The organism is Novosphingobium sp. BL-S-24 (genome assembly GCF_055521575.1).
The window spans coordinates 938,834-961,251 of record NZ_CM145487.1 but is presented as its reverse complement, the minus strand read 5'-3'; the positions used below and the strand labels follow the sequence as shown (position 1 = coordinate 961,251).

General features: G+C 61.9%; 17 protein-coding genes. 7 read left to right on the top strand and 10 right to left on the bottom strand.

The annotated features are described in order from the left end of the window. Positions 1–27 precede the first annotated feature (27 nt). From paoC to ACZ1JM_RS04245, 7 genes are all read right to left on the bottom strand, one after another. A complete protein-coding gene (paoC, locus tag ACZ1JM_RS04275) occupies positions 28–2,226 on the bottom strand; it encodes an aldehyde oxidoreductase molybdenum-binding subunit PaoC (protein ID WP_465131888.1) in 2,199 nt (732 codons plus the stop codon). Positions 2,227–2,235: 9 nt separating this feature from the next. Then, complete coding sequence (locus ACZ1JM_RS04270; protein WP_465131887.1) at positions 2,236–3,186, bottom strand: FAD binding domain-containing protein; 951 nt, start codon at positions 3,184–3,186, stop codon at positions 2,236–2,238. After that, positions 3,183–3,821: an aldehyde dehydrogenase iron-sulfur subunit PaoA gene (gene paoA, locus ACZ1JM_RS04265; RefSeq protein ID WP_465131886.1), complete on the bottom strand. Its 639-nt coding sequence runs from the start codon at positions 3,819–3,821 to the stop codon at positions 3,183–3,185. The genes ACZ1JM_RS04270 and paoA overlap by 4 nt, the downstream gene beginning before the upstream one ends. A 192-nt stretch (positions 3,822–4,013) precedes the next feature. Beyond that, positions 4,014–5,306 (bottom strand): MFS transporter, encoded by a 1,293-nt coding sequence (locus ACZ1JM_RS04260; RefSeq protein ID WP_465131885.1) that lies wholly within the window; start codon positions 5,304–5,306, stop codon positions 4,014–4,016. Positions 5,307–5,421: 115 nt separating this feature from the next. Next, positions 5,422–7,212 (bottom strand): acyl-CoA dehydrogenase C-terminal domain-containing protein, encoded by a 1,791-nt coding sequence (locus ACZ1JM_RS04255; protein ID WP_465131884.1) that lies wholly within the window; start codon positions 7,210–7,212, stop codon positions 5,422–5,424. A 64-nt stretch (positions 7,213–7,276) separates the two neighbouring features. Beyond that, on the bottom strand, positions 7,277–9,604 hold the full coding sequence (locus ACZ1JM_RS04250) for a 3-hydroxyacyl-CoA dehydrogenase/enoyl-CoA hydratase family protein (protein WP_465131883.1): 2,328 nt from the start codon (positions 9,602–9,604) through the stop codon (positions 7,277–7,279). Continuing rightward, complete coding sequence (locus tag ACZ1JM_RS04245) at positions 9,601–10,737, bottom strand: thiolase family protein (RefSeq protein ID WP_465131882.1); 1,137 nt, start codon at positions 10,735–10,737, stop codon at positions 9,601–9,603. The genes ACZ1JM_RS04250 and ACZ1JM_RS04245 overlap by 4 nt, the downstream gene beginning before the upstream one ends. 224 nt (positions 10,738–10,961) lie before the next feature. On the opposite strand from ACZ1JM_RS04245, the gene ACZ1JM_RS04240 reads away from it, so the two are divergent. The 5 genes from ACZ1JM_RS04240 (at position 10,962) to ACZ1JM_RS04220 (ending at position 15,766) form a co-directional block, all read left to right on the top strand. Beyond that, positions 10,962–11,399: a DUF2147 domain-containing protein gene (locus ACZ1JM_RS04240; protein ID WP_465131881.1), complete on the top strand. Its 438-nt coding sequence runs from the start codon at positions 10,962–10,964 to the stop codon at positions 11,397–11,399. Positions 11,400–11,452: 53 nt separating this feature from the next. Next, positions 11,453–12,751: an OmpP1/FadL family transporter gene (locus ACZ1JM_RS04235; RefSeq protein ID WP_465131880.1), complete on the top strand. Its 1,299-nt coding sequence runs from the start codon at positions 11,453–11,455 to the stop codon at positions 12,749–12,751. Further along, complete coding sequence (locus ACZ1JM_RS04230; RefSeq protein WP_465131879.1) at positions 12,751–14,445, top strand: long-chain-fatty-acid--CoA ligase; 1,695 nt, start codon at positions 12,751–12,753, stop codon at positions 14,443–14,445. The genes ACZ1JM_RS04235 and ACZ1JM_RS04230 overlap by 1 nt, the downstream gene beginning before the upstream one ends. A 68-nt stretch (positions 14,446–14,513) precedes the next feature. Next, positions 14,514–14,900 (top strand): MerR family transcriptional regulator, encoded by a 387-nt coding sequence (locus ACZ1JM_RS04225; protein ID WP_465132580.1) that lies wholly within the window; start codon positions 14,514–14,516, stop codon positions 14,898–14,900. A gap of 2 nt (positions 14,901–14,902) precedes the next feature. Continuing rightward, positions 14,903–15,766, top strand: a complete 864-nt coding sequence (locus ACZ1JM_RS04220; RefSeq protein ID WP_465131878.1) for an acyl-CoA thioesterase — start codon at positions 14,903–14,905, stop codon at positions 15,764–15,766. Between the two features lie 10 nt (positions 15,767–15,776). Here the strand turns inward: ACZ1JM_RS04220 and ACZ1JM_RS04215 are convergent, their stop codons facing one another. Then, on the bottom strand, positions 15,777–16,304 hold the full coding sequence (locus ACZ1JM_RS04215; protein WP_465132579.1) for a TetR/AcrR family transcriptional regulator: 528 nt from the start codon (positions 16,302–16,304) through the stop codon (positions 15,777–15,779). A gap of 130 nt (positions 16,305–16,434) precedes the next feature. On the opposite strand from ACZ1JM_RS04215, the gene ACZ1JM_RS04210 reads away from it, so the two are divergent. Together ACZ1JM_RS04210 and ACZ1JM_RS04205 are read left to right on the top strand one after the other, a co-directional pair. Further along, complete coding sequence (locus tag ACZ1JM_RS04210) at positions 16,435–18,156, top strand: acyl-CoA dehydrogenase (RefSeq protein WP_465131877.1); 1,722 nt, start codon at positions 16,435–16,437, stop codon at positions 18,154–18,156. A gap of 87 nt (positions 18,157–18,243) precedes the next feature. After that, entirely contained in the window at positions 18,244–19,446 is a 1,203-nt protein-coding gene (locus tag ACZ1JM_RS04205; protein ID WP_465131876.1) for an MFS transporter, read from the top strand. Between the two features lie 12 nt (positions 19,447–19,458). Here ACZ1JM_RS04205 and glpK read toward each other — a convergent pair whose 3' ends face one another. Both glpK and ACZ1JM_RS04195 read right to left on the bottom strand, forming a co-directional pair. After that, entirely contained in the window at positions 19,459–20,937 is a 1,479-nt protein-coding gene (glpK, locus tag ACZ1JM_RS04200) for a glycerol kinase GlpK (protein WP_465131875.1), read from the bottom strand. Next, positions 20,934–22,418, bottom strand: a complete 1,485-nt coding sequence (locus ACZ1JM_RS04195) for a glycerol-3-phosphate dehydrogenase (protein ID WP_465132578.1) — start codon at positions 22,416–22,418, stop codon at positions 20,934–20,936. Before ACZ1JM_RS04195 ends, glpK begins: the two co-directional genes overlap by 4 nt.

Sequence of the window (22,418 nt, the reverse complement as noted above, 5' to 3'; positions counted from 1 at the left end):
GTCTGCTTGCAATGACCCTCAGCTAGATCAAACCACCTCGCCCAGCTTGTCGAGGTATTTGTCCAGCGTGATGGGGTAGTCGCGGATGCGGACGCCGGTGGCGTTGTAGACTGCGTTGGCCACGGCCGCGCCTACGCCGCACAGGCCCAGTTCGCCGACGCCCTTGGCCTTCATCGGCGAAACCTTGTCGTCGGCTTCGTCGAGGAAAACGACGTCCTGGTGCGGAATGTCGGCATGAACCGGCACTTCGTAGCTTGCCAGATCATGGTTGACGAAGAAGCCGAACCGCTTGTCGACGGCAAGCTCTTCCATCAACGCGCCGCCGACGCCCATCGTCATCGCGCCGATCACCTGGCTGCGGGCCGACGTGGGGTTGAGAATACGCCCTGCCGCACAGACCGCCAGCATCCGCCGCACCCGCACTTCGCCGGTGTAACGATCGACCGCCGCTTCCACGAAGTGCGCGCCGAAGGTCGATTGCTGGTATTTCTTGGCCAGATCGCCGAATTCGATGGCATCCTCGACCACGATTTCGCCGCCCTTGGCAGCCGTGGCAATGTCAGCAGAACGGTTGCCGACCTGTACTTTGCCGTTCTCGAACACAGCGTCGCCGGGGCCGAAGCCCAGCTTTGCCACCACGGCGTCACGCAGTTTCACGCAAGCAGCATAGACGCCCGAGGTTGAACTGTTCGCACCCCACTGGCCGCCCGAACCGGCCGCGGCGGGGAACGAACTGTCGCCCAGCTTGACCTGCACCTTGCTCAGCGGAACGCCCATCATCTCCGCCGCCGTCTGGGCGATGATGGTGTAGGTGCCTGTGCCGATGTCGGTCATGTCGGTCTCGACGATGACTTCGCCGGACGAGGTCAACCGGACGCGCGCGCCGGACTTCATGTTCATGTTGTTGCGGAACGCCGCTGCCATGCCCATGCCGACCAGCCACCGGCCGTCTCGCACTTGCCCGGGCTTGGCGTTGCGGCTTTTCCAGCCGAAACGCTCCGCGCCTTCTTCAAGGCAACGCACCAGATTGCGCTGGGAAAACGGCCGCTCCGGCTTCTCGGGATCGACCTGCGTATCGTTCATTACGCGAAACGCGACAGGATCTATGCCGAGCTTTTCGGCCATTTCGTCCATGGCGATTTCCAGCACCATCAGGCCCGGCGTCTCACCCGGCGCACGCATCGCGTTGCCTTCCGGCAAGTCGAGCACGGCGAGGCGCATCGCCGTCATGCGGTTGGCGCCGGCATAGAGCAGCTTGGTCTGCTGCGTCGCCACTTCCGGCCCGCCGCCTTCCAGATCGCCGGACCAGCTTTCATGCCCGATCGCGGTGATCTTGCCGCTCTTGTCGCAGCCGATCCGCACGCGCTGGATCGTGGCGGGACGGTGCGTCGTGTTGTTGGTCATCAGCGGCCTCTGCAAGGCGACCTTGACCGGGCGCTTGGCCGCGCGGGCAGCCAACGCGGCCATGACCACGTCCGAACGCAGGAACAGCTTTCCACCGAACCCGCCGCCGATGTAGGGGGAAATCAGGCGGACGTTTTCAGGCGCAAGGTTGAGCGTCTTGCACAGGTCCTTCTTGCTCCAGGCGATCATCTGGTTGGCGGTCCAGACGGTAAGCTTGCCGCCTTCCCAATTGGCGATCGTCGCCATTGGCTCCATCATCGCATGGGTCTGATCAGGCGTCGTGTACGTCTGGTCCAGTTGAACCGGCGCCGACGAAAAGGCGCCCTCGAAATCGCCCACTGCCGTAGGCGCGTTTTCACCGGGCAGTTCCTTGGCGTCCGGCTTGGCGGCGGCCAGATCGAATTGACCGCCATCGCGGGCGTAATCGACATCGATCATCGAGGATGCCGCGCGCGCCTGCTCGAACGTCTCGGCAACGACGATCGCCACGGCCTGATGGTAATGCTGGACATCGGGACCGGCGAGGAGCCTGGCGGTATTCGAACCACCCAGACCGACCTTCCCGGCGTTGCGATACGTCACCACCGAGATGACGCCGGGAGCGCGTTCGGCGCGCGCGGTATCGATGGAGCGGATCGAGCCTTTGGCCACCGACGAGCCAAGGACATAGCCGTAAGCGGGCTTGCCGGGAGTGGCCTGCTGTTCATACGCATACGGCGCCTTGCCGCTGACTTTCAGCGGGCCGTCGATACGCGGGGTGGGTTTGCCGACCACGGTCATGCGGTCGATCGGGTTCATGCCTGCGGGTGTGTCGAACTTCATGATCGGTCCTCAGCCCTTGGCTTCTGCGATGACGGAAGCGATGGTGCGTTTCGCCAGCGTTATCTTGAAAGCGTTGTCCTCACGCGGTTTGGCGTCGGCGAAAAGCCGGTCTGCTACGGCACTCGCACCTGACGGCAGCAATGCGTCCGCCTCTGCCATGCGCCACGGCCGGGGAGCGACACCGCCGATGGCGACGGCGCCCTTGCCATCCCTGCCGATTACGGCAGCGACCGAAACCAGCGCGAAGGCGTATGATGCGCGATCACGCACCTTGCGATAGATGTGCGTGCCGCCGCGCGGCTTTGGCAGGGCGACCGAGATGATCAGCTCGCCCTTTTCCAGCGCCGTTTCCTGATGCGGGGTCTGGCCCGGCAGCCTGTGGAACTCGGCCATCGGAATGGCGCGCGTGGTCCCATCGGGGCGGATCGTCTCTACCGATGCGTCGAGCACCTGCATGGCGACGGCCATGTCGCCCGGATAAGTGGCGATGCACGCATCGCTGGTGCCGACGACGCCCAACTGGCGAGAGAACCCGCCGATCGCCGCGCAGCCCGAGCCAGGCTTGCGCTTGTTGCAGGGCATGTTGATGTCATAGAAGTACGGGCAGCGGGTGCGTTGCAGCAGGTTGCCCGCCGTCGTAGCCTTGTTCCGCAACTGGCCTGAGGCACCGGCCACCAGCGCGCGTGTGAGCAAGCCGTAGTCCTTGCGGATGCGCTTGTCGGCAGCAAGATCGGTGTTGCGCACCAGCGCGCCGATCCGCACGCCGCCGCCGTCGATCGGCTCTATCTTGTCTAGGCCAAGGCCGTTGACGTCGATCAGATGGCCGGGGGTTTCGATCTCCAGCTTCATCAGGTCGAGCAGGTTGGTGCCGCCCGCGATGAAGCGCGCGCCCGGCATGGCGGCTGCCTTTGCGGCAGCGTCCTGCGCACTGGTGGCGCGTTCGTAGGTAAAGGGCTTCATGCCTTCACTCCCGCCACCTGGGCCATTGCTTCGGCAATGTTCGAATATGCGCCGCAACGGCAGATGTTGCCGCTCATCCGCTCGCGCATTTCGGTGACGGTCATGCCCGGCTTGCCGGACACATCCTGCGTCACGTGGCTGGGGATGCCGGCTCGGATTTCTTCCAACACCGCGACGGCAGAGCAGATCTGGCCCGGCGTGCAATAGCCGCACTGATATCCGTCATGCTCCACGAAGGCGGCCTGCATCGGATGCAGGTTGTCAGGCGTGCCCAGTCCTTCGATGGTGGTGACCTCGTCCCCTTCGTGCATCACGGCAAGGGTGAGGCACGAATTGATGCGCCGCCCGTTGACCATCACCGTGCACGCACCGCACTGGCCATGGTCGCAGCCCTTCTTGGTGCCCGTAAGCTTGAGGTGTTCGCGCAAGGCATCGAGCAGCGTGGTGCGCGTATCGAGCGTGAGGTTGGCCTGCTTGCCGTTCACTTTCATCCGCACCGGAGCGCTGGGCGGCGGGCTTGCGTCTGCCTGGGCCAGAGCGGTGCCGCCCGGACCGATCGATCCTGCCAAGGCGGCTCCTGCCGCGCTGGTCTTGAGAACGTCGCGGCGAGAGATGGCTGCGTGTCCTTCCGTCATGGTTGTTTTCCTTATTCGGAGAACGATCACGGCATTGGCCGCACCCGTTTGCGCCTTGCTTGCCCAAAGCGCGCTCCTGAGTGTTGTGAACACGTTGTGCCGTGACTGGTTGCACAAATCCATGACGATCTGAATGCAGCAGGCGATAAATATCGTTTATCGCCATGGTTTTATGTTCCGTCGAATATAGTATCACCGGTCGAGCGGATTGTTCTTTCGCGTGTCCGGCAGCATCAGCGCGGCGATCAGGGACACGATGCACAGGGCAGAGACGTACCAGTAGAACCCGCCCTCCGCGCCTGCCTGCTTGAAGCCCAGCGCGACATTCTCCGCCGTGCCGCCAAACAGCGCGTTGGCAAGACCATAGGCGAGGCCAACCCCCAGAGCGCGAACGTGGACGGGGAACAGCTCGGCTTTGAAAAGGCCGCTGACCGAGGTGTAGAAACTGCAGATCGTCAGCCCCGCCGCGATGAGCAGGAACGCCGCGAGCGGGGTGTGCGCCGTGGCCAGCGCACCGAACAGCAGCGGAGTGCAGAGCGCCCCCAATCCTGCAAACACGATCATGTTGGTGCGGCGGCCGATCCGGTCGGACAACAAACCCATCAACGGCTGCTGCACCATGAACAGCACCAGCACCGCGGTCATCATCAGCGTCGCCGCTTCCTTTGAAAAGCCGACGGTGAGCACCAGGAATTTCTGCATGTAAGTGGTGAACGAATAGAACATCAGGCTGCCCCCGGCGGTGAGGGCGGCGACGATCAGGAACGGCTTTGTCGAATGGCGGAACAGTTCCGCAAGGCTGCCCGCGTGGTCGCCGTCACGATCGGCCTCGCTGGCGGTTTCGTGCATGTGATCGCGCAGCAGGATGATGGTCGCCGCCGCCACGGCGCCGATCGCGAAGGCGATCCGCCAGCCCCATGTCTTCATCCCCGCGTCGCCGAAGACCTGCTGCAGCATCAGGATGACGAGCGTGGCGGTCAGTTGCCCGCCGATCAGGGTCACGTATTGAAACGAAGACCAGAAGCCGCGCCGCTTCGGACCCGCGATTTCGCTGAGATACGTGGCCGCGGTGCCATACTGCCCGCCGGTCGAAAAGCCTTGCAGCATACGCCCGATCAGCAACAGCGCCGGAGCCGCCGCGCCGATCTGCGCGTACGTCGGCAGCACCGCGATCAACAGCGCGCCCGCACCCATCATCAGCACCGAGACGACCATCGCCGCCTGCCGCCCCTTGCGATCAGCATAGCGACCGAAGAACCACCCGCCGAACGGGCGCATCAGGAAGCCCACCGCGAAGATGCCGCTCGTCGCCATGATCTGGACCAGCGGATCGCTTTTGGGAAAGAACTCCGCTGAAAAGTAGAGCGCGGTGAAAGCGTAGACGTAGAAGTCGTACCATTCGATCAAATTGCCCGCCGACCCCGCGACGATGGCCCGAAGGCGCATCGCGTCGGTCAGTGGCGGCGTCGCGATGCTTGCGGACATGACGTCTCCCCGTTCGGCCGATCACCTCGGCGCGCCGGGTCGGTATGGCCCAGCGCGAGATTTGTCACAACCGGGGGAGATGTTGGCCGAACAGCCGCCATCCCCCCTGCCCCGATCAGAACGCCGCTTCGTCCATCGCCATCATCGACGCCTTGCCCGCCTTGATCGCCAGGAACGCCGTTGTCGCCTGCGGCAGGATGCGGTCGAAATAGAACTGCGCGGTCGCCAGTTTAGCCTTGTAGAAACCAGCGTCCTCGGTCCCGCCCGCCAGCTTGTCACGCGCGATCAGGGCGGCCCGGGCAAAGCAATAGGCCATCGCCACCAGGCCCATCAGCCGCAGGTAGTCGGTCGCCGCGGCACCCGCTTCTTCCGGGTCTTTCATGCCCTTCTGGGCGATCGTGCCGGTGGATAGCTGCAAGGCGCCGAAAGCCTTTTCCAGCGCTTCGATCATGGGCTTGAACTGCGCGTCCGCCTTGTTCGCCTCGATGAACTGCGACACCGGATGGAAGAAACTGCGCAAGTTGCGGCCCATGTGCGCGGGCAGTTTGCGTCCCACGAGATCCAGCGCCTGAATGCCGTTGGTGCCTTCGTAGATCATGGCGATACGGCCATCGCGAACGTACTGCTCCACACCGCTTTCCGCGATGAAGCCGTGGCCGCCATAGACCTGCACCGCCAGGTTCGCACTTTCGAAGCCCAGATCGGTGAACAGCGCCTTCACCACAGGGGTCATCAATGCGATGAAGTCAGTCGCGCGCTGCTTCACTTCGGGGTCGGTGGAATACCGTTCGGCATCCAGCGCCCGGCTGACCCAGCCGCCCAGAGCGCGGCAGCCCTCGTTATAGGCGCGCATCGTCATCAGCATCCGGCGCACGTCCGGGTGCACGATGATCGGATCAGCAGGCCCGGACGGGTTCTTCACGCCCGAAAGCGAGCGTCCCTGCAAGCGTTCCTTCGCATAATAGACAGCCGACTGGTACGCCGCTTCGCCCACGCCCAGTCCTTGGACGCCCACCGAAACGCGCTCGGTGTTCATCATCGTGAACATGGCTTCCATGCCCTTGTTGGGCTTGCCGACCAGCCATCCGGTCGAACCATCGAAGTTCAACTGGCAGGTGGCCGACGCCTTCAGGCCCATCTTGTGTTCGATCGCGGCGACGGAAACGCCGTTGGATGGGCCGGGCGTGCCGTCATCCTTGGGCACGTATTTCGGCACCAGGAACAGGCTGATCCCCTTAACTCCCTCGGGCGCATCGGGAAGCCGGCCCAGAACCAGATGGATGATGTTCTCCGTCAGGTCATGCTCACCTGCCGAAATGAAAATCTTCGATCCGCTGAGCTTGTAGCTGCCGTCAGCCTGCGGAACGGCCTTGGTGCGCAACATGCCAAGGTCGGTGCCGCAGTGCGGCTCGGTGAGGCACATCGTGCCCGACCAGTCGCCCGACACCATCCTGGGCAGGTAGAACTGCTTCAGATCGTCGCTGGCGTAACCCTCGATCGCCGTGGTCGCACCGTGGGTCAGGCCGGGATAGAGGCTGAACGACAGGTTGGCCGAGCAGATCATCTCTTCGGTCATCTTGTTGACCGTTTCCGGCAGACCCTGCCCGCCCCACTCGGGATCGGATGCCAGCGCGCACCAGCCGCCTTCGCGGAACATCTCGTAGGCTTCCTTGAAGCCCGACGGCGTGCGAACCACGCCGTTTTCCAGCACGCAGCCTTCGACGTCGCCCGAACGGTTGAGCGGCAACAGGACTTCGGTGGCCACTTTGGCCGCCTCTTCCAGCACTGCGTCGACAAGATCGGGCGTGAATTCGGACAGCGCCTCGATATTGCCGAAGCCATCGTCCTGGTGAAGCTCGTGGATCACGAACCGCATGTCGCGCAGTGGCGCTTCATAGACCTGCATTGTCACTCTCCTGGCGGGTAGGCCATGGCGGCAAATCCATCGACCTGTACCCTTAAATCGTTCGTCAGTTACGCAGCGGCTTGCCGGTTTCCAGCATATGCTCGACCCGGGCGATCGAGCGCGGGCTTCGCACCAGCTTCATGAACGTCTCGCGCTCCAGCTTGAGCAGTTCCTGTTCGCTCACCGTATCGATCAGGTCGGCATCGCCCCCGGTCAGCACGCCAGCCAAGGCATCGGACACGACGAGATCGTAATCGGTCGCCTTGCCCTGCTTGTGGAAGCCATCGGCCGCCATGCCCAGCGCCGTGCGACCACTTTCGCCGGGAAGGCGGAAGTGCGGTGCCTCTGGCGGCGTATATCCTTCCACCAGCGACAATGCTTTCTGCTTGGCATCGTGCAAAAGGCGATCGCGGTTCATCGTCACCGCATCGTCGGCGCGCAGGAACAGCATCTCCTTCGCCTGTGCCGCAGAGCGCGAGACAGAGGCAGTCGACACCGTCTCGAACACCTTGGCGACGGCGGGCATCGGACCCTTGGGCATCAGCCTGTTCTTCTGCCAGCGATCCAGCATCTCGCCATTGCCGCCCCAGCCGGGGATCAGGCCAACGCCGCACTCGACCAGGCCCATGTACAGTTCGGCATGGGCCTGGACCGCATCGCAATGAAGCAGGATTTCACACCCGCCGCCAACCGCCAGACCCGCAGGCGCACCGACGACCGGGAACGGCGCGTACTTCAGGCCCTTGTACGCCATCTGGCCACCGGCCACCAATTTCTCGATCTCGCTCCACGCGGCGATGTTCACTGCGAACAGGGCAAGGCCAAGGTTGGCCCCGGCGGAGAAATTGTCGGCATCGTTGTAGACGACCAGCGCTTTGTATTGCGCCTTCACCAACGGGATCGCCTCGACGATCAGTTTCATGACTTCGCCATCGAGCGCGTTCATCTTGCCGGTGAATTCCAGCGCGACGACGCCATCGCCAATGTCCCACAAAGCGGCCGAGGCGTTTTTCAGAAGGGGTTTGGAAGCCAGCTTGATGTCGGAGAGGTTCAGAACACCTTCGGGGCGCTTAATGTCATTATAGGTGCCATCGGTTGCGAGGTACTGCCGCTTGCCGTTTTCCACCCGATAGAATGGCCGGTCGCCCGCAATTTTCAGCATTTCGGGGACGGGCTTTCCTTCCGATTCAAGACGTTGGGCCAGCCAGGCAGCCCCCAGCTTGTCAATCATCTCGAACGGCCCGGCTTTCCAATTATAGCCAAGCCTCATCGCGTCATCGATGGCGACCACATCACTCGCCGCCGATGGAATCAGGCTTGCTGCATAGGCCAGCGTGCCACCCAGAACGGCCCAGGCGTATTCACCGATCTGGCCCTTGGTTTCCACCAGAGCCCGCAAATCGCCCTTAGCCGCAGCGCTCGTCGGACCGGCGGGGCGAATGGTCTCGCGATAGTCCCCGCTCGGTAGGTCGATCGCTTCCTTTCGGCGGCCCATCTCCTTGTTAAGACGGTAAAAACCACCCTTCCCCTTGCGTCCGGTGTACCCTTCCGCGATCATCTTCTCGATCAACGGATGGCTGTGCGCGATCGCGTGGTAAGGGTCATCTTTGGGCAGCGTGGAGGTCAGGCTCGACTGCAAGTGCGGCATCAGATCAATGCCGACCAGATCGACAAGGCCGAAGATTCCGGTCTTGGGAACACCCATCGGCTTGCCCGCGATGGCGTCGGCCAACTCGACCGGCAGGCCCATCTGGAATGCTGCATTCAGGCCCAGCTGAATCCAGTAAGTCCCTATGCGATTGGCAATAAATCCCGGCGTATCATTGGCATGCACCACCGTCTTGCCCATCGCGACATCGGCGAACTGCTCCACCCTGGCAGCTACCGCGGTATCGGTTTGCGGCCCGGTGACGATCTCCAGCAAACGCATGTAACGCGGCGGATTGAAGAAGTGCGTGATAAGGAAATCACGCTTGAAGGCATCCGAGCGGCCGTCCACCAGTTGTCCGAGCGGGATCGTGGATGTGTTTGACGATACCGCCGCTCCATCGCGCTTCACCGCTTCCAGCCGAGCGTAAAGGTTCTGTTTGATATCAAGGCGTTCGATCACCGCCTCGATGATCCAGTCGCACTCGGCCACCTTGTCCAGATCGTCTTCGACATTTCCTGTTTCGACCAGCTTGGCCGCCGATTTGCTCATGAACGGCGCCGGTTCGGTCTTGAGCATTCGCGCCACCGCCCCCTCCGCGATGGCGTTGCGGTTGCCGCCATCCTTCGGCACGATGTCGAGCAGCAGTACCCGAACACCCGCGTTCGCGACATGGGCGGCAATACCCGCGCCCATGGTCCCAGCGCCGATGACGCAGACTTTCCTGATCACGTCGCCGCTCATTCCACCGCCTCCAGAACGGTAGCAATGCCTTGCCCGCCGCCGATGCACTGACTGGCCAGCGCGTACCTGCCGCCTTCTCGTTTAAGTAGGGAGGCGGCCTTACCAACGATGCGCGCCCCGGTGGCTCCGAGCGGGTGGCCGATGGCAATCGCTCCGCCATCGATATTCACCTTCGCGGTATCAAGACCAAGGTCCTCGATGCACGCCAGCGCCTGGCTTGCGAAAGCCTCATTCAATTCCACGACATCAAGGTCAGCCGCCGAAATGCCCGCCCGCTCCATTGCCTTCTGGCTTGAGAGGATCGGGCCAAGGCCCATCGTTTCGGGCGCGCAGCCCGACACCGCGACTGACTTGATCCGCGCGAGAATAGGCAATCCATGGGCGCGGGCGTACTCCTCGGTCGTTACCAGCACGGCGCTTGCGCCATCGGTCAGCGGCGACGACGTACCTGCCGTGACGGAGCCATTGGCATCGAACGCGGGCTTGAGGGCGGCAAGACCTTCTGCGGTAGTTTCGGCGCGAATGGTCCCATCTTCGGAGACAACGCCAGCCTTCGTCTCGATCGGAACGATTTCGTCCACTAGCTTACCGGCATCGCGCGCCGCAGCTGCCTTTTTCTGGCTTTCGACTGCGAGCGCTTCCTGATCCGTCCGCGCGATCTGGTACTTGGTGGCGACGTTCTCCGCTGTTTCGCCCATACCCATATACGCCGCGCTGTCCTTGGCGAGGACAGGGTTCGGTAGCGGATTGAAGCCGCTCATCGGCACCCGGCTCATCGACTCGATGCCAGCGCAGACGAACACTTCGCCGGCGCCTATGGCGATCTGGCCCATCGCGATATGAATGGCGCTCATCGAGGATCCGCAAAAACGGTTCACAGTCATCCCCGCGACCGAAATCGGAAGGTCGGCAAGCAATCCGATCATGCGCGCGACGTTCAGGCCCTGCTCGCCTTCGGGAAAGGCGCAGCCGACGATCACGTCTTCAATATCCGCCGGTTCAACCCCGGTCCTGCTGATCAACCCTCTGATGACCTGAGCGGCCAGATCGTCCGGGCGAACACGGGCAAGCGCGCCCTTGTTGGCGAGATGGAAGGGCGACCGGGCATATCCCGCAATCACGACGCTTTGCATGCATTCTCTCCATGGCGGATCGGCCCGGCTGACGCGCCGAATCCGTGACGGTTCTCGTTCTGCCGAACCTTCTTCCCTTAAGGTGCGAATCTTTCCCTATACGTCAAGTGATTTTTGGGTTAGACCTGATCGGGTTCGGACTTGGATCGACGGCCACCTTCAGAAAAGGGACGTCAGATCAGGCACAAGCGAACACGGGACAGAGAGATGGAGAGGTCGCACAAATGCATGTGATTAAACCGACTGCACTGGCTTTGGTTGCGGCCATGGCAGTCAGCGCCACGCCAGTTCTGGCGCAAGGGGCTGATTCGGTCCTCGGAACATGGCGCACACCGTCGAAGAACGGATCGGTAGCGATTGCCCGGTGTGGCCCCTCCATCTGCGGAAAGCTCCTTTCCTCCGACCATCTCCAGAAAAACCCTGACCTTCAGGACGTGAACAACAAGGATGTGTCGAAACGCGATCGCAAGCTGAAGGGAGTGCAGTTGCTCGGCGGCTTCAAGGCCGAAAAAGGCCAATGGACCGGCGGCACGATCTACAACCCAGAGGACGGCGGCACTTACAAGGCGACGATCACGCCTGCCGGTAACGACACCTTGAAACTCAAGGGCTGCATCGTCTGGCCATTGTGCAAGACCCAGACCTGGACCCGCATCAAGTGACCGTATCCAACATCAAAAAACGAGCGAAAAGCAATCGCTTCGGGAGAGCATTAATGACCGTGAGTTCAAATCGCCTTCTTCTCGCCGGCGCGGCCAGTGCCGTTGCGATGGCGTGGGCGGGGTCGGCCAGTGCGCAGGCATTCTACCTACAGGAACAGTCTGTTCGGGGACAGGGCCGTGCCTTTTCGGGCGAAGCTGCCGACAAGGGTGTGGATTCGCTCTGGTGGAATCCCGCGTCGATCGCCGGCACCCAGGGCGGTGAGGCGTCGGTTCGCGCCAGTGTCATCGTACCCCGTGGCAAAGTAGTGGACAACGGCACGCTGATCGTCCGCCCAGGTCAGGCCCCGGCACCCGTCGGCGGTGACCCGATCGCCCGCAATCCGATCAACAAAGGCGTTCTGCCCTCTGGGGCCGTAGCTTATGGCTTCGGTCGCTTCGCCGTTGGTCTGTCGGTAACGGCCCCCTATTCGTTCACCACGGATTACGACGCGGATAGCTGGGCACGCTACTCGGCCGACAAGACCAAGCTGCGTACCTTCGATATTCAGCCGACGGTCGCCGTCGCCTTGACTGACAGCCTGTATCTGGGCGCGGCGGCGAACATCGAGCATGTGGACGCCGCACTGGGCAACGCGCTGCCTAACCTATCGCCGCTGCTTCCCGACGGGCATCAGAACCTGAAGGGCAAGGGATGGGATGTTGGTTGGTCCGCCGGTCTGCAGTTCCACGATGGCCCTGTCTCGCTCGGTCTGGCGTACAAATCGGCGATCAAGCACAAGCTGGATGGGACCGTGACGATCGAAGGCCTGCTTGGTCCGCTCGCCGCACAGAACCGCGTGATCGACGCGAAGGCGGAGTTCAGCACGCCGTGGCAGATAATCGGCAGCGCCCGCGCTCGTGTCAGCCCGCAACTGACGCTCAACGCGCAGGTCGTGCGCATGGGCTGGAGCGAGTTCGACAGTATCGATCTGGGTGCGCCGCTCAATACCTCGATACCCGAAAACTACCGAAACAGTTGGACCTGGGCTCTGGGTGCAGACTACGAAGTGACCCCGCAATGGACCGTGCGCGGCGGTTTCCAGCGTGGCATCACGCCGACCCGCAATGGCGATAGAGATGCCCGGGTGCCCGATAGCGGCCGCTGGAACTTCTCGACCGGCACCAGCTATGCGCTGAACGATCGTTTCACAATCGACGCGGCAGCATCGTACATCACGTTCAAGGACGCACCGATCGATCGCATCACGGCGGCGTATCCGGGCACGGCAGCCCAGACCCCCGTGTTGACGGATGGCGAACTGCGCGACGCATCGGCCTTGGTATTCTCGCTTGGTGGAAGGATGGCGTTCTGATGAATGACGCGGCGATGATCGGCGGGGTCGCTCCCGCAACCCCCACCAATCCAGCGGAAGAGATGCCGCCGATCGCGCCGCGATTGCTGACCGACCTGCTCGATCATGCGGTAGAAGCGCATGGCACATGGCCGGCGATCGACTTCATGGGCCGAAAATGGACTTATGCCGAAATTGGCGCGCTGTCGCAACGCGCCGCCCGTGGCCTGCAGGACCTTGGCGTGGTCAAGGGAATGCGTGTTGGTCTGTGCCTGCCGAACACACCCTATTACGTCATCTGCTACTTTGCGATTCTGCGCATCGGCGCGGTCGTGGTGAACTTCAACCCGCTCTACACCGAGCGGGAAATGACCCACCAGGTCGAGGATTCTGGATGCGAGGTGATGATCGCCACCGACCTCGCGCTTTCGCTTCCTAAGATCGAGCCGCTGGTCGGCAGGACCTGCCTCAAGCGCGTAATCGTCTGCCCGTTTGCGGATGTGCTCCCCGCTTTCAAGCGGCGGGCATTCCTGTTGTTCAAGCGCGGAGACATCGCGCACGAACCGCATGACCTTCGCTACGCCCGCTTCGCCAACCTGATCGCTCGTGACGAAGCGCCCGATCCGGTGGAGCGCTCGCCCTCTGACCTTGCCGTCCTGCAGTATACCGGGGGAACGACCGGCGTTCCCAAGGGCGCGATGCTGAGCCATGCCAATCTGGCGGCAAACTCGGCGCAGATGATTTCCCATGTCGGCCATATGCCGGACAAGCAGGAACGGACGCTCGGCGTCCTGCCGCTGTTTCATGTGTTCGCTCTGACGACGGTACTGAACTACTCGGTCGACACCGCGGCCGAAATGATCCTGCTGCCCCGTTTCGAAATGAAATCGTTTTTGGCAACGGCAAAGCGCACGAAGCCGACGCAATTCTTCGGCGTGCCCACGCTCTACACCGCGCTGAATAGTCAGCAACTTCACGGTGAGTTCGATAATGTCCGCGTTTGCATCTCCGGCGGCGCGCCCCTTCCGCTGGAAGTACGGCGAGAGTTCGAAGCAAAAACCGGGGTCAACGTTGTCGAAGGATACGGGCTTTCCGAAGCAAGTCCGATCATCGCCTGCAATCCGCTTGAAGGAGTGGTGAAAGACAACTCCTGCGGCCCCGCATTCCCCGGCACATCGCTGGAAATCCGCGACCCCAAGGAGCTTCATCGCACCTGTCTGGTCGGCGAAAAAGGCGAAGTGTGCGCGCGTGGTCCGCAGATCATGAAGGGGTACTGGAACCGCCCGGAAGACAGCGAGAACACCTTTATCTATGGCGCATTGCGGACCGGCGATATCGGCTATCTGGACGACGAGGGCTATCTTTTCCTTGTCGACCGTATCAAGGACGTCATCCTGTGCGGGGGGTACAACGTCTATCCGCGAGTGATCGAGGAAGCCTTGTACGAACATCCCATGGTATCGGAAGCTGCAGTGATTGGTGTTCCCGACGCCTATCGCGGTCAATCGCCGAAAGCATTCGTGTCCTTGCATCCCGGTGACATGCTTGACGAAGAGACACTTCTGTCATTCCTTCGTGAGAGACTGAATAAGATCGAAATACCCACCTCCATCGAATTTCGTGACACGCTGCCAAAGACCATGGTTGGCAAGCTGTCGAAGAAGGACCTTGCCGCCGAGGAAATAGCGCGGCGAGAGAATGGGCCGGCCAGTTGAGCGCGATCGACCAGTCTGCATCGTCGGCCCCGTTGACCGAGAACGCTTCGGGAGCAAGTGACCCCGAAATGCTCGGTATTCAGGACGCGGCGACGCAGTTGGGCGTGACAATGCGCACTCTTCGTTTCTATGAGGACAAGGGGCTGATAGCGCCGCAGCGCGTAGGCGCCACGCGGATCTACAGTCGGCGCGAGATGGGCCGAATGCAGTTGATCCTTCGCGGCAAGCGGCTGGGTTTTTCCATTCGCGAGATCAAGGAATTTCTCGATCTCTACGATGTGGACCGCGAACACCATGAACAGGTTCGCGCCCTGCGCAAACGCGTCGGCGATCGTATCGCTGACTTGCGAAAACAGAAAAAGGCGATCGAACAGACGCTGGAAGAACTGTTGTCGATTGATCGCCAGGCGCAATCCTGGCTGACCGGCACTCCGGTGCAGTCTGCGGAGAACTAAGCGTGAGCGATGCTGTGGGCCTTCTGAGCACATTGCTCGAAGTGGAGGAAATCGACACCGACCTCTATCGCGGGGCATCTGCGGAGGAACGGCCGGGCCGTGTATTCGGTGGTCAGGTTGTCGCACAGGCGCTGGGCGCCGCTGCTCGCAGTGTCGGTAGCGAACGGCAGGCGCATTCGCTCCACGCCTATTTCCTGCGCGCGGGAGATACGACCCGCCCCATCATTTACCGTGTATTGCGCGATTTCGATGGCGGCAGTTTCGCCAACCGCCGTGTCGTTGCCATGCAGGGCGGACAACCGATCCTGAACCTGGCCGCATCCTTCCATCGATCCGAAGACGGTTTTGCCCACGCGGCGCCGCTACCTCCTCTTCCCGGCCCGGACGAATGCCCGGACCTGAAGTCCATGCTGGCTGCTAGTGGACAGAAGTTCCCGCAAGCCATGTTCGACAGGCTGGCTGCATTCGACATCAGGACCGGTCCATCAGCGACGGCGGGGGCCGCAGACAGTGCGAAGATGCCTCGGCAGTTTCTCTGGTTCCGTCTTGCCGCACCCGTTTCAGCCGATGACGCGATGAAGCGGGTCATCCTGGCCTATGCCAGTGACTTCGCGCTGGTTTCGACGGCGGTGCTGCCGCACACGCCGCGTCTTTTCTCGCCTGATCTGCAAATGGCAAGTCTGGATCATGCAGTCTGGTTTCATGCCACACCGCCGGTTGAAGACTGGTTGCTCTATACGATGGACAGTCCATGGGCAGGACATGCCCGCGGCTTCGCACGCGGCTCGGTTTACGACAGCGCCGGAACCCTGATTGCAAGCGTCGCCCAGGAAGGGCTGTGCCGGATGATCAAACCCAGGAATTGAAAGCGCCGGGTCACCGGTCGATAGCATATATATGCAGCACCTGCTGCACCACGTCATCGAAACTCAGCCGCCCGTGGCGATACCACATACTCGCGCCATTGATCGTCTGCAGGAGCAATATTCGGTAGATTACCGGGTCGGTGCCCGCCGGTAGCGCGACTGCTTCCACCAGTTCCGCAAACAGACGTTCGAAGGTATCACGTCTCTCGACCAGCTTTTCGCGCACGGAATCCGGCACCGCCCGAAAGTCGTTCATCAAGGGCATGGTGAGAGATGTCGGGTCCAACTGGATCGATAATAGCGTGCGGCATGCCATCGCCAACCGCTTTGAAGGATCGACCAGCCCTGCCATCGATGCGCAAATACGGTCTTCCGCATCCTGCAAAGCCCGGTCGTGTATCCGCACGAATAGCGCATCCTTGCTTTTGACGTAGTGGTACAGAGAACCACCTAGCAGGCCCACACGCTCACCGATGTCCCTCATGCTCGTGGCCGCGTAACCACGTTCCGCGAATAGAGCTGCAGCGGCAGCGAGCACATCTTCTTGACGATTGGGAACGTTCAACTCATAGCCTCTTGATTGTAACGATCGTTTGGTACAGTAGGTCGATGCCCCCCGCAAGTCGGAGTCGATAATGCCTGTCTCGTATCAACCGCCTGTCACGACCATGAAGTTTCTGTTGGAACACGTGCTGGATTTCGATGCCCAGATGGCGCAGCTACCCGGCTTCGAGGACGTGACTAGCGAACTCGCCGCCGAAGTGCTTGAGCAGGCCGGGCGCCTGTGTGCTGATCGGCTGGCTCCGCTGAACCTTCCGGGAGATCTGGCAGGGACGCAGCTTGTCGATGGGAAGGTCGTGACGGCACCCGGCTTCGCCCAGGCCTATGCTGAATACGTCGAAGCCGGGTGGTCCAGCCTTGCCGGTGACCCGGAGTATGGCGGCCAGGGCCTGCCACGAACGATGCAGATCATGCTGGACGAGATGGTGTCTGCCGCCAACCTTTCGTTCGGATTGTTTCCAGGTCTGACCCGTGGGGCTGCCGAAGCGCTCGCTGCGCATGGTTCGGAAGACCTGAAGGCAACCTATCTGGGTAAACTGACGACCGGCGAATGGTGCGGCGCGATGGCATTGACCGAAGCATCGGCCGGGACCGATCTTGGTCTGCTACGTACGCGCGCGCAGCCCAATGGTGATGGCAGCTATTCGGTCACAGGCACCAAGATCTTCATTTCCTCGGGAGATCAGGATTTCGGCAACAACATCGTCCACCTTGTACTGGCCCGCCTGCCCGATGCTCCGGCGGGAGTGAAAGGGATCAGCCTGTTTCTCGTCCCCAAATTCCTGCAGAGCGAAGGCGACACATGGGACCTTTCCAACGCGATGTCGGTTGGCGCGCTGGAACACAAGATGGGCATCCACGCCCAGCCGACATGCGTGATGAACTACGATGGCGCCACCGGCTGGCTGGTCGGCGAAGCGGGGCGCGGTCTCAACGCGATGTTCACGATGATGAATGCGGAACGGTTGTTCGTCGGCATTCAGGGCCTTGGCGTGGCGGACGCCGCAACACAAAACGCGGCGACCTATGCGCGTGAGCGTCTTCAGGGCAAAAATGGCGAAGGCAAGGGTCCGGTCGCCATCATCCAGCATGCGGATGTGCGCAAGATGCTGCTTTCCGGTCGCGCGTTTATCGAGCCTGCGCGCGCCTTGGCGGCGTGGACGGCAATGCGGATGGACGTAGCCGATCGCCATCCTGATCCGCAGACGCGCGCAGCCGCAGACGCGGACGTCGCCCTCCTTACGCCCGTAATCAAGGCGGCGTTTACCGACTTCGGTTTTGAAACGACCGTGGCCGCGCAGCAGGTCTTTGGTGGGCACGGCTACATTCACGAAGCAGGAATGGAACAGTTCGTGCGCGATGCCCGTATCACCCAGATTTACGAGGGGACGAATGGTGTTCAGGCCATGGATCTGGTTTCGCGCAAAGTAACGCTGAACGGCGGCGTGACGTTGCGCAGTTACCTGGCGCTGATCGCCGCTGACATTGATAAGTGCGCAGCTAGCGCTGAACCGATGACTGTTGCCCTGCGAGAAGCGCTGGCCTTGCTGGAGCGATCCAGCGAAACCATCGCCGCCGCCTCCGGGGATGCGGATACCTTGGGAGCAGCAGCTACGGACTACCTCAACCTCTTTGCGCTGGTCTCGCTCGGCTGGATGTGGGTGCGGATGCTCGGTGCATCGCATAAACTCGATGCCCGTGTCGCACAGGCAAACGCGGCTATGGCGCACTATTACGCCGCTTACGTTCTGCCGCGGGCAACCATGCACGCTGCCCGTGTAAACGCGGGGCCGGAACCTGTAATGGGCCTGGAGGCCGACTTGTTCTAAGGCGAAATAATCAATGTCCATGCTGCATTGCGGCATGGACATTGGCCTGTCGGGAGGTCTATCCCGATCGGAAATGAAACAGCAATCATGACCGTGGCTAGCGCTTCCAAATCGGCCGGTGCGTCAGCAATCGCGCCTGCGTTGGTCACCACGACGACGATCCAGATACTCTCCACGCTAGCGGCCCTGGCGTTGACTGGCATTGCCCCCTTCGTGGCTCGGGATTTCGGATTGTCGGCGCACTATGTCGGCTATCAGATCAGTATCATATACGCCGCATCCACTGTCGCCTCCGCGATGGCCGGATCGATGATACAGCGGCGCGGGCCGGTTCAAGTCGAACAGATCGCATTAGGCTGCTACGGCTTGGCGCTGCTCCTGCTGGCAACGGTGAACGTCTGGCTAGCGCTGCTGGGGTCGGTCATCATCGGCATCGGGTATGGCGTCCAGAACCCGGCGTCGGCACAGATACTCGGCGCAGTGACGCCCCCACACCGGCGCTCGCTGATCTTTTCCATAAAGCAGGCCGGCGTGCCGATCGGCGGCGTGTTGGCGAGCCTTCTGTTGCCCGCAATGGCTGCAGGCATCGGCTGGCGCATGGCGTTGACCATCACGGCGGTTCCCTGCTTCCTGATGATCGGCGTGCTGGCACTCAAGGGCGGATCCCATCGAGATGACCGCGCTGCCACCGTCAGTGTATGGCAGAACCTGCTTCACGAGCAGCGGCTGGTGCTGCGCAGCGCACCGCTGCGCGCATTGTCGTTGATCGGGCTGCTCTATTCTTCGCTGCAGCTGTCACTGTCCGCTTTCGCGGTTATCATGCTTGTCGACCATGGCTGGTCTCTGGTTCACGCCGGGATGGCCGCTGGCGCAATACAGGCATGCGGCGCGTTGGGCCGTATCTCATGGGGCGGCATCGGCGACCGGCTTGGCGGCTTTCGAGTCCTGTCGATGATCGGGGTCATTGCGATGGGCTGCATGATTGCCCTGTGGCAACTAGACGCGCTGCCCCTGGCCGTTCAGGTAGCCGTGCTTTGCCTGTTCGGTTTCTGCATCAGTGGCTGGAACGGCGTCGTCATGGCTGAATGCACGCGCCATTGCGAACCGCGGGATGCTGGCGGAGTGATCGGCGGCGTGCTGGTCTACACTTTCCTTGGAGTTATGATCGGCCCCGCCGCCATGGCGAGTATATACGAGGCCTGCGGCGACTACGGCCTATCGTTCCTGTTGGTGAGTTGGATAGCCGGTGCAGGCGCAGTGGTCGCCGGGCGTTGCGCCATCAAAACCTGACGGCGTACTCGGCTATCCCAAGCCATCGATGTGGCGCTGCAGGCCTGCCTGCCACATTGCTATACGGCCATCACGGGCAAATGCCGGCATCGACGGAGCAAAGCGGGTAAGCGCCCCGCCCATCGTCATCGCGTCCTCAAGCGAGGCGTGAATGCCCGCCCCAACTCCCGCAAGCATTGCCGCGCCAAGAGCCGTCGTTTCCGTGTCGGCAGGCCGCTCGACCGGCAAGGACAGCATATCAGCAAGATCCTGCGCCATCCAATTGTTCGCACTCATCCCGCCATCGATGCGCAGCGTGGTCCATTGCGCACCATCGGCGGCGAACGCGGACTGCAGATCGTGACACTGGTGCGCCAGCGATTCCATCGCCGCCCGCACGATATGAGCGCGGGTCGTTCCGAGCGTGAGGCCGGTGACGACGCCTTTGGCATCGGGCCTCCAATGCGGCGCACCCAGACCCGCCAAAGCCGGCAGGAACAGCACGCCGCCATTGTCGTCAACGGCGCGGGCCAGATCCTCGCTCTCGGCCGCTGTGCGGATGACGCCCAGTTCATCGCGGAGCCATTTGATCAGGCTCCCGGCCACGAAGATCGAACCTTCAAGGGCGTAGGTGCGCTTCCCGCCATGCTGACATAGTACGGTCCCCAGCAATCGGTGCGAGGAGCGGGGCAGCTTTTGCCCCATGTTCGTGAGGACGAACGCCCCCGTCCCGAACGTCGCCTTGGTGTCGCCGATGTTCAGGCAATGCTGCCCGATAGTTGCGGCTTGCTGGTCTCCGGCAAGTCCGCTGATCGGAATCGCTGCTCCAAGCAGTCCCGGGTCGCAATGGCCTATCAGACCTGCGGTATCGACGATCTCGGGCAACGCCACGCGCGGCACTCCGAACAGATCGAGCAAATCGTCATCCCATCCGGCTCCGTCCAGTGCCATTAGCTGCGTGCGGCTGGCATTGCTGGCGTCCGATACGTGCAGGCCGCCGGTCAGTTTCCAAACGAGCCAGCTTTCCACCGTGCCCAGCGCCAGACGGTCACCCAGCGCTTTCGCTTCCGGCACGTTATCCAGTACCCAACGCATCTTGGTACCGGAAAAATAAGGGTCGATCACCAGCCCGGTTCGGCTCTGGAGCATTTCTTCATGCCCCGCCTCACGAAGCTGCGCGCAGCGTGGCGCAGTGCGTCGATCCTGCCAGACAATTGCACGCGTGAGTGGGCTGCCGGTTTCGCGATCCCACGCGACAACGGTTTCCCGCTGGTTCGTGATCCCCAGCGCCGCAATCCGATCGGCGCCGCCCACCTGTTCGATCACCTTGCGCGCGCAGGCCAGCGTCTTCTCCCAAATCTCGGCAGCATCGTGTTCGACATGGCCGGGCTCGGGATAGTACTGGGTCAATTCAGACTGGGCGACATGCAGGATCGACCCATCGGGTGCATAGACGATCGCCCGAGTGGAGGTGGTCCCTTCGTCCAAGACCAGTATGTATTCGCCCTTCACCGTACCTCACCCATGTATTGTTCGATGGCAGCCACCTGATCTTCGTTAAGCCGTAATCCCAGTTTCGAGCGGCGCCAGATGACATCGTCGGCGCGCTTTGCCCATTCATTGGCCATCAGGTAATTTACTTCAGCCGCCGTCAGTCCATGGCCGAAGCTCTGGCCAAGGTTCGCTGCCGCTCGGGCATCACCAAGCCAGTCACGGGCGCGGGTGCCGTAAGCGCGAGCGATGCGATCCACTGTTGCGGGATCGAGGAAAGGATAGTCTCGCGCCAAACCGGCCTTCAGATCTTCGATGCCGTCCAATGCAAAATTGCCGCCCGGCAGCGGCTTTTCAGCCGTCCAATCCTTGCCTTTCAGGGCCGGCAACAGCATCTCCAGTTTCTCGATCGCGTCCTTGGCCAAGTGACGGTACGTCGTGATCTTGCCACCGAACACCGAAAGAAGCGGTGCACCGCCCTGCCCATCTACATCCAGATCAAAGCTGTACCCGCGTGTCGCAGCTTCCGGCTTGCCTGACCCATCGTCGATCAAAGGACGCACGCCCGAATACGTCCACACAACGTCCGCAGGTGAAATCGACTGCTCGAAGTAGGCATTGGCCGCTTCGCACAAATAAGCGATTTCTTCGTCGCTAGCGTGTACTTCGCTCAACGGGCCGTGATGATCACGATCCGTCGTTCCAATCAGCGTGAAGTCCTGCTGGTACGGAATTGCGAAGAATATCCGCCCGTCCGGTATTTGAAAGAAGTAAGCGTAGGAGTGATCGAACAACCGCGGGACAACGATATGAGACCCGCGCACCAGCCGCATCTTGCGTGAGGTCGCCTGCCCTGCCCGGCCGAGCAGATCGAGAACAGCCGGACCTGCGGCATTGACGACGGCTTTCGCGTAAAAAGTGCTCCCGCCGCTGCGGATAATCCATTGACCGTCGGCCCGCTCAAGACCGTCAACCGGAGAGCGTGTAAGGATGGTCGCGCCCTTGTCCGCCGCGTCGCGCGCATTCAGCACAACCAAGCGCGCATCATCGACCCATCCGTCCGAGTAAACGAACGCGGGACCGTACCCAGCCTTGAGCGCCTTGCCAGCCGGATGCCGGCGCAAGTCTATGGATTTCGTGGGAGGCAGCGCCCGGCGTCCGCCGATGTGATCGTAGAGAAACAGGCCCAGACGCAGCAGCCATCGCGGCCTCAACCCCTTCACATGCGGGAGGACGAACCGCATCGGATGGATGATGTGCGGTGCGATAGCCCAAAGCCGCTCGCGCTCGGAAAGAGCCTCTCGCACCAGACCGAATTCATAGTGCTCAAGATAGCGCAATCCGCCATGGATCAGTTTGGTCGACGCGGAAGATGTTCCACCGGCCAGATCTCCCTGTTCCAACAGCAGCACTTTCGCGCCGCGTCCGGCCGCATCACGAGCGATACCACAGCCGTTCACACCGCCACCGATGATCGCGATATCGTAGAGGGGTTCGGTCAT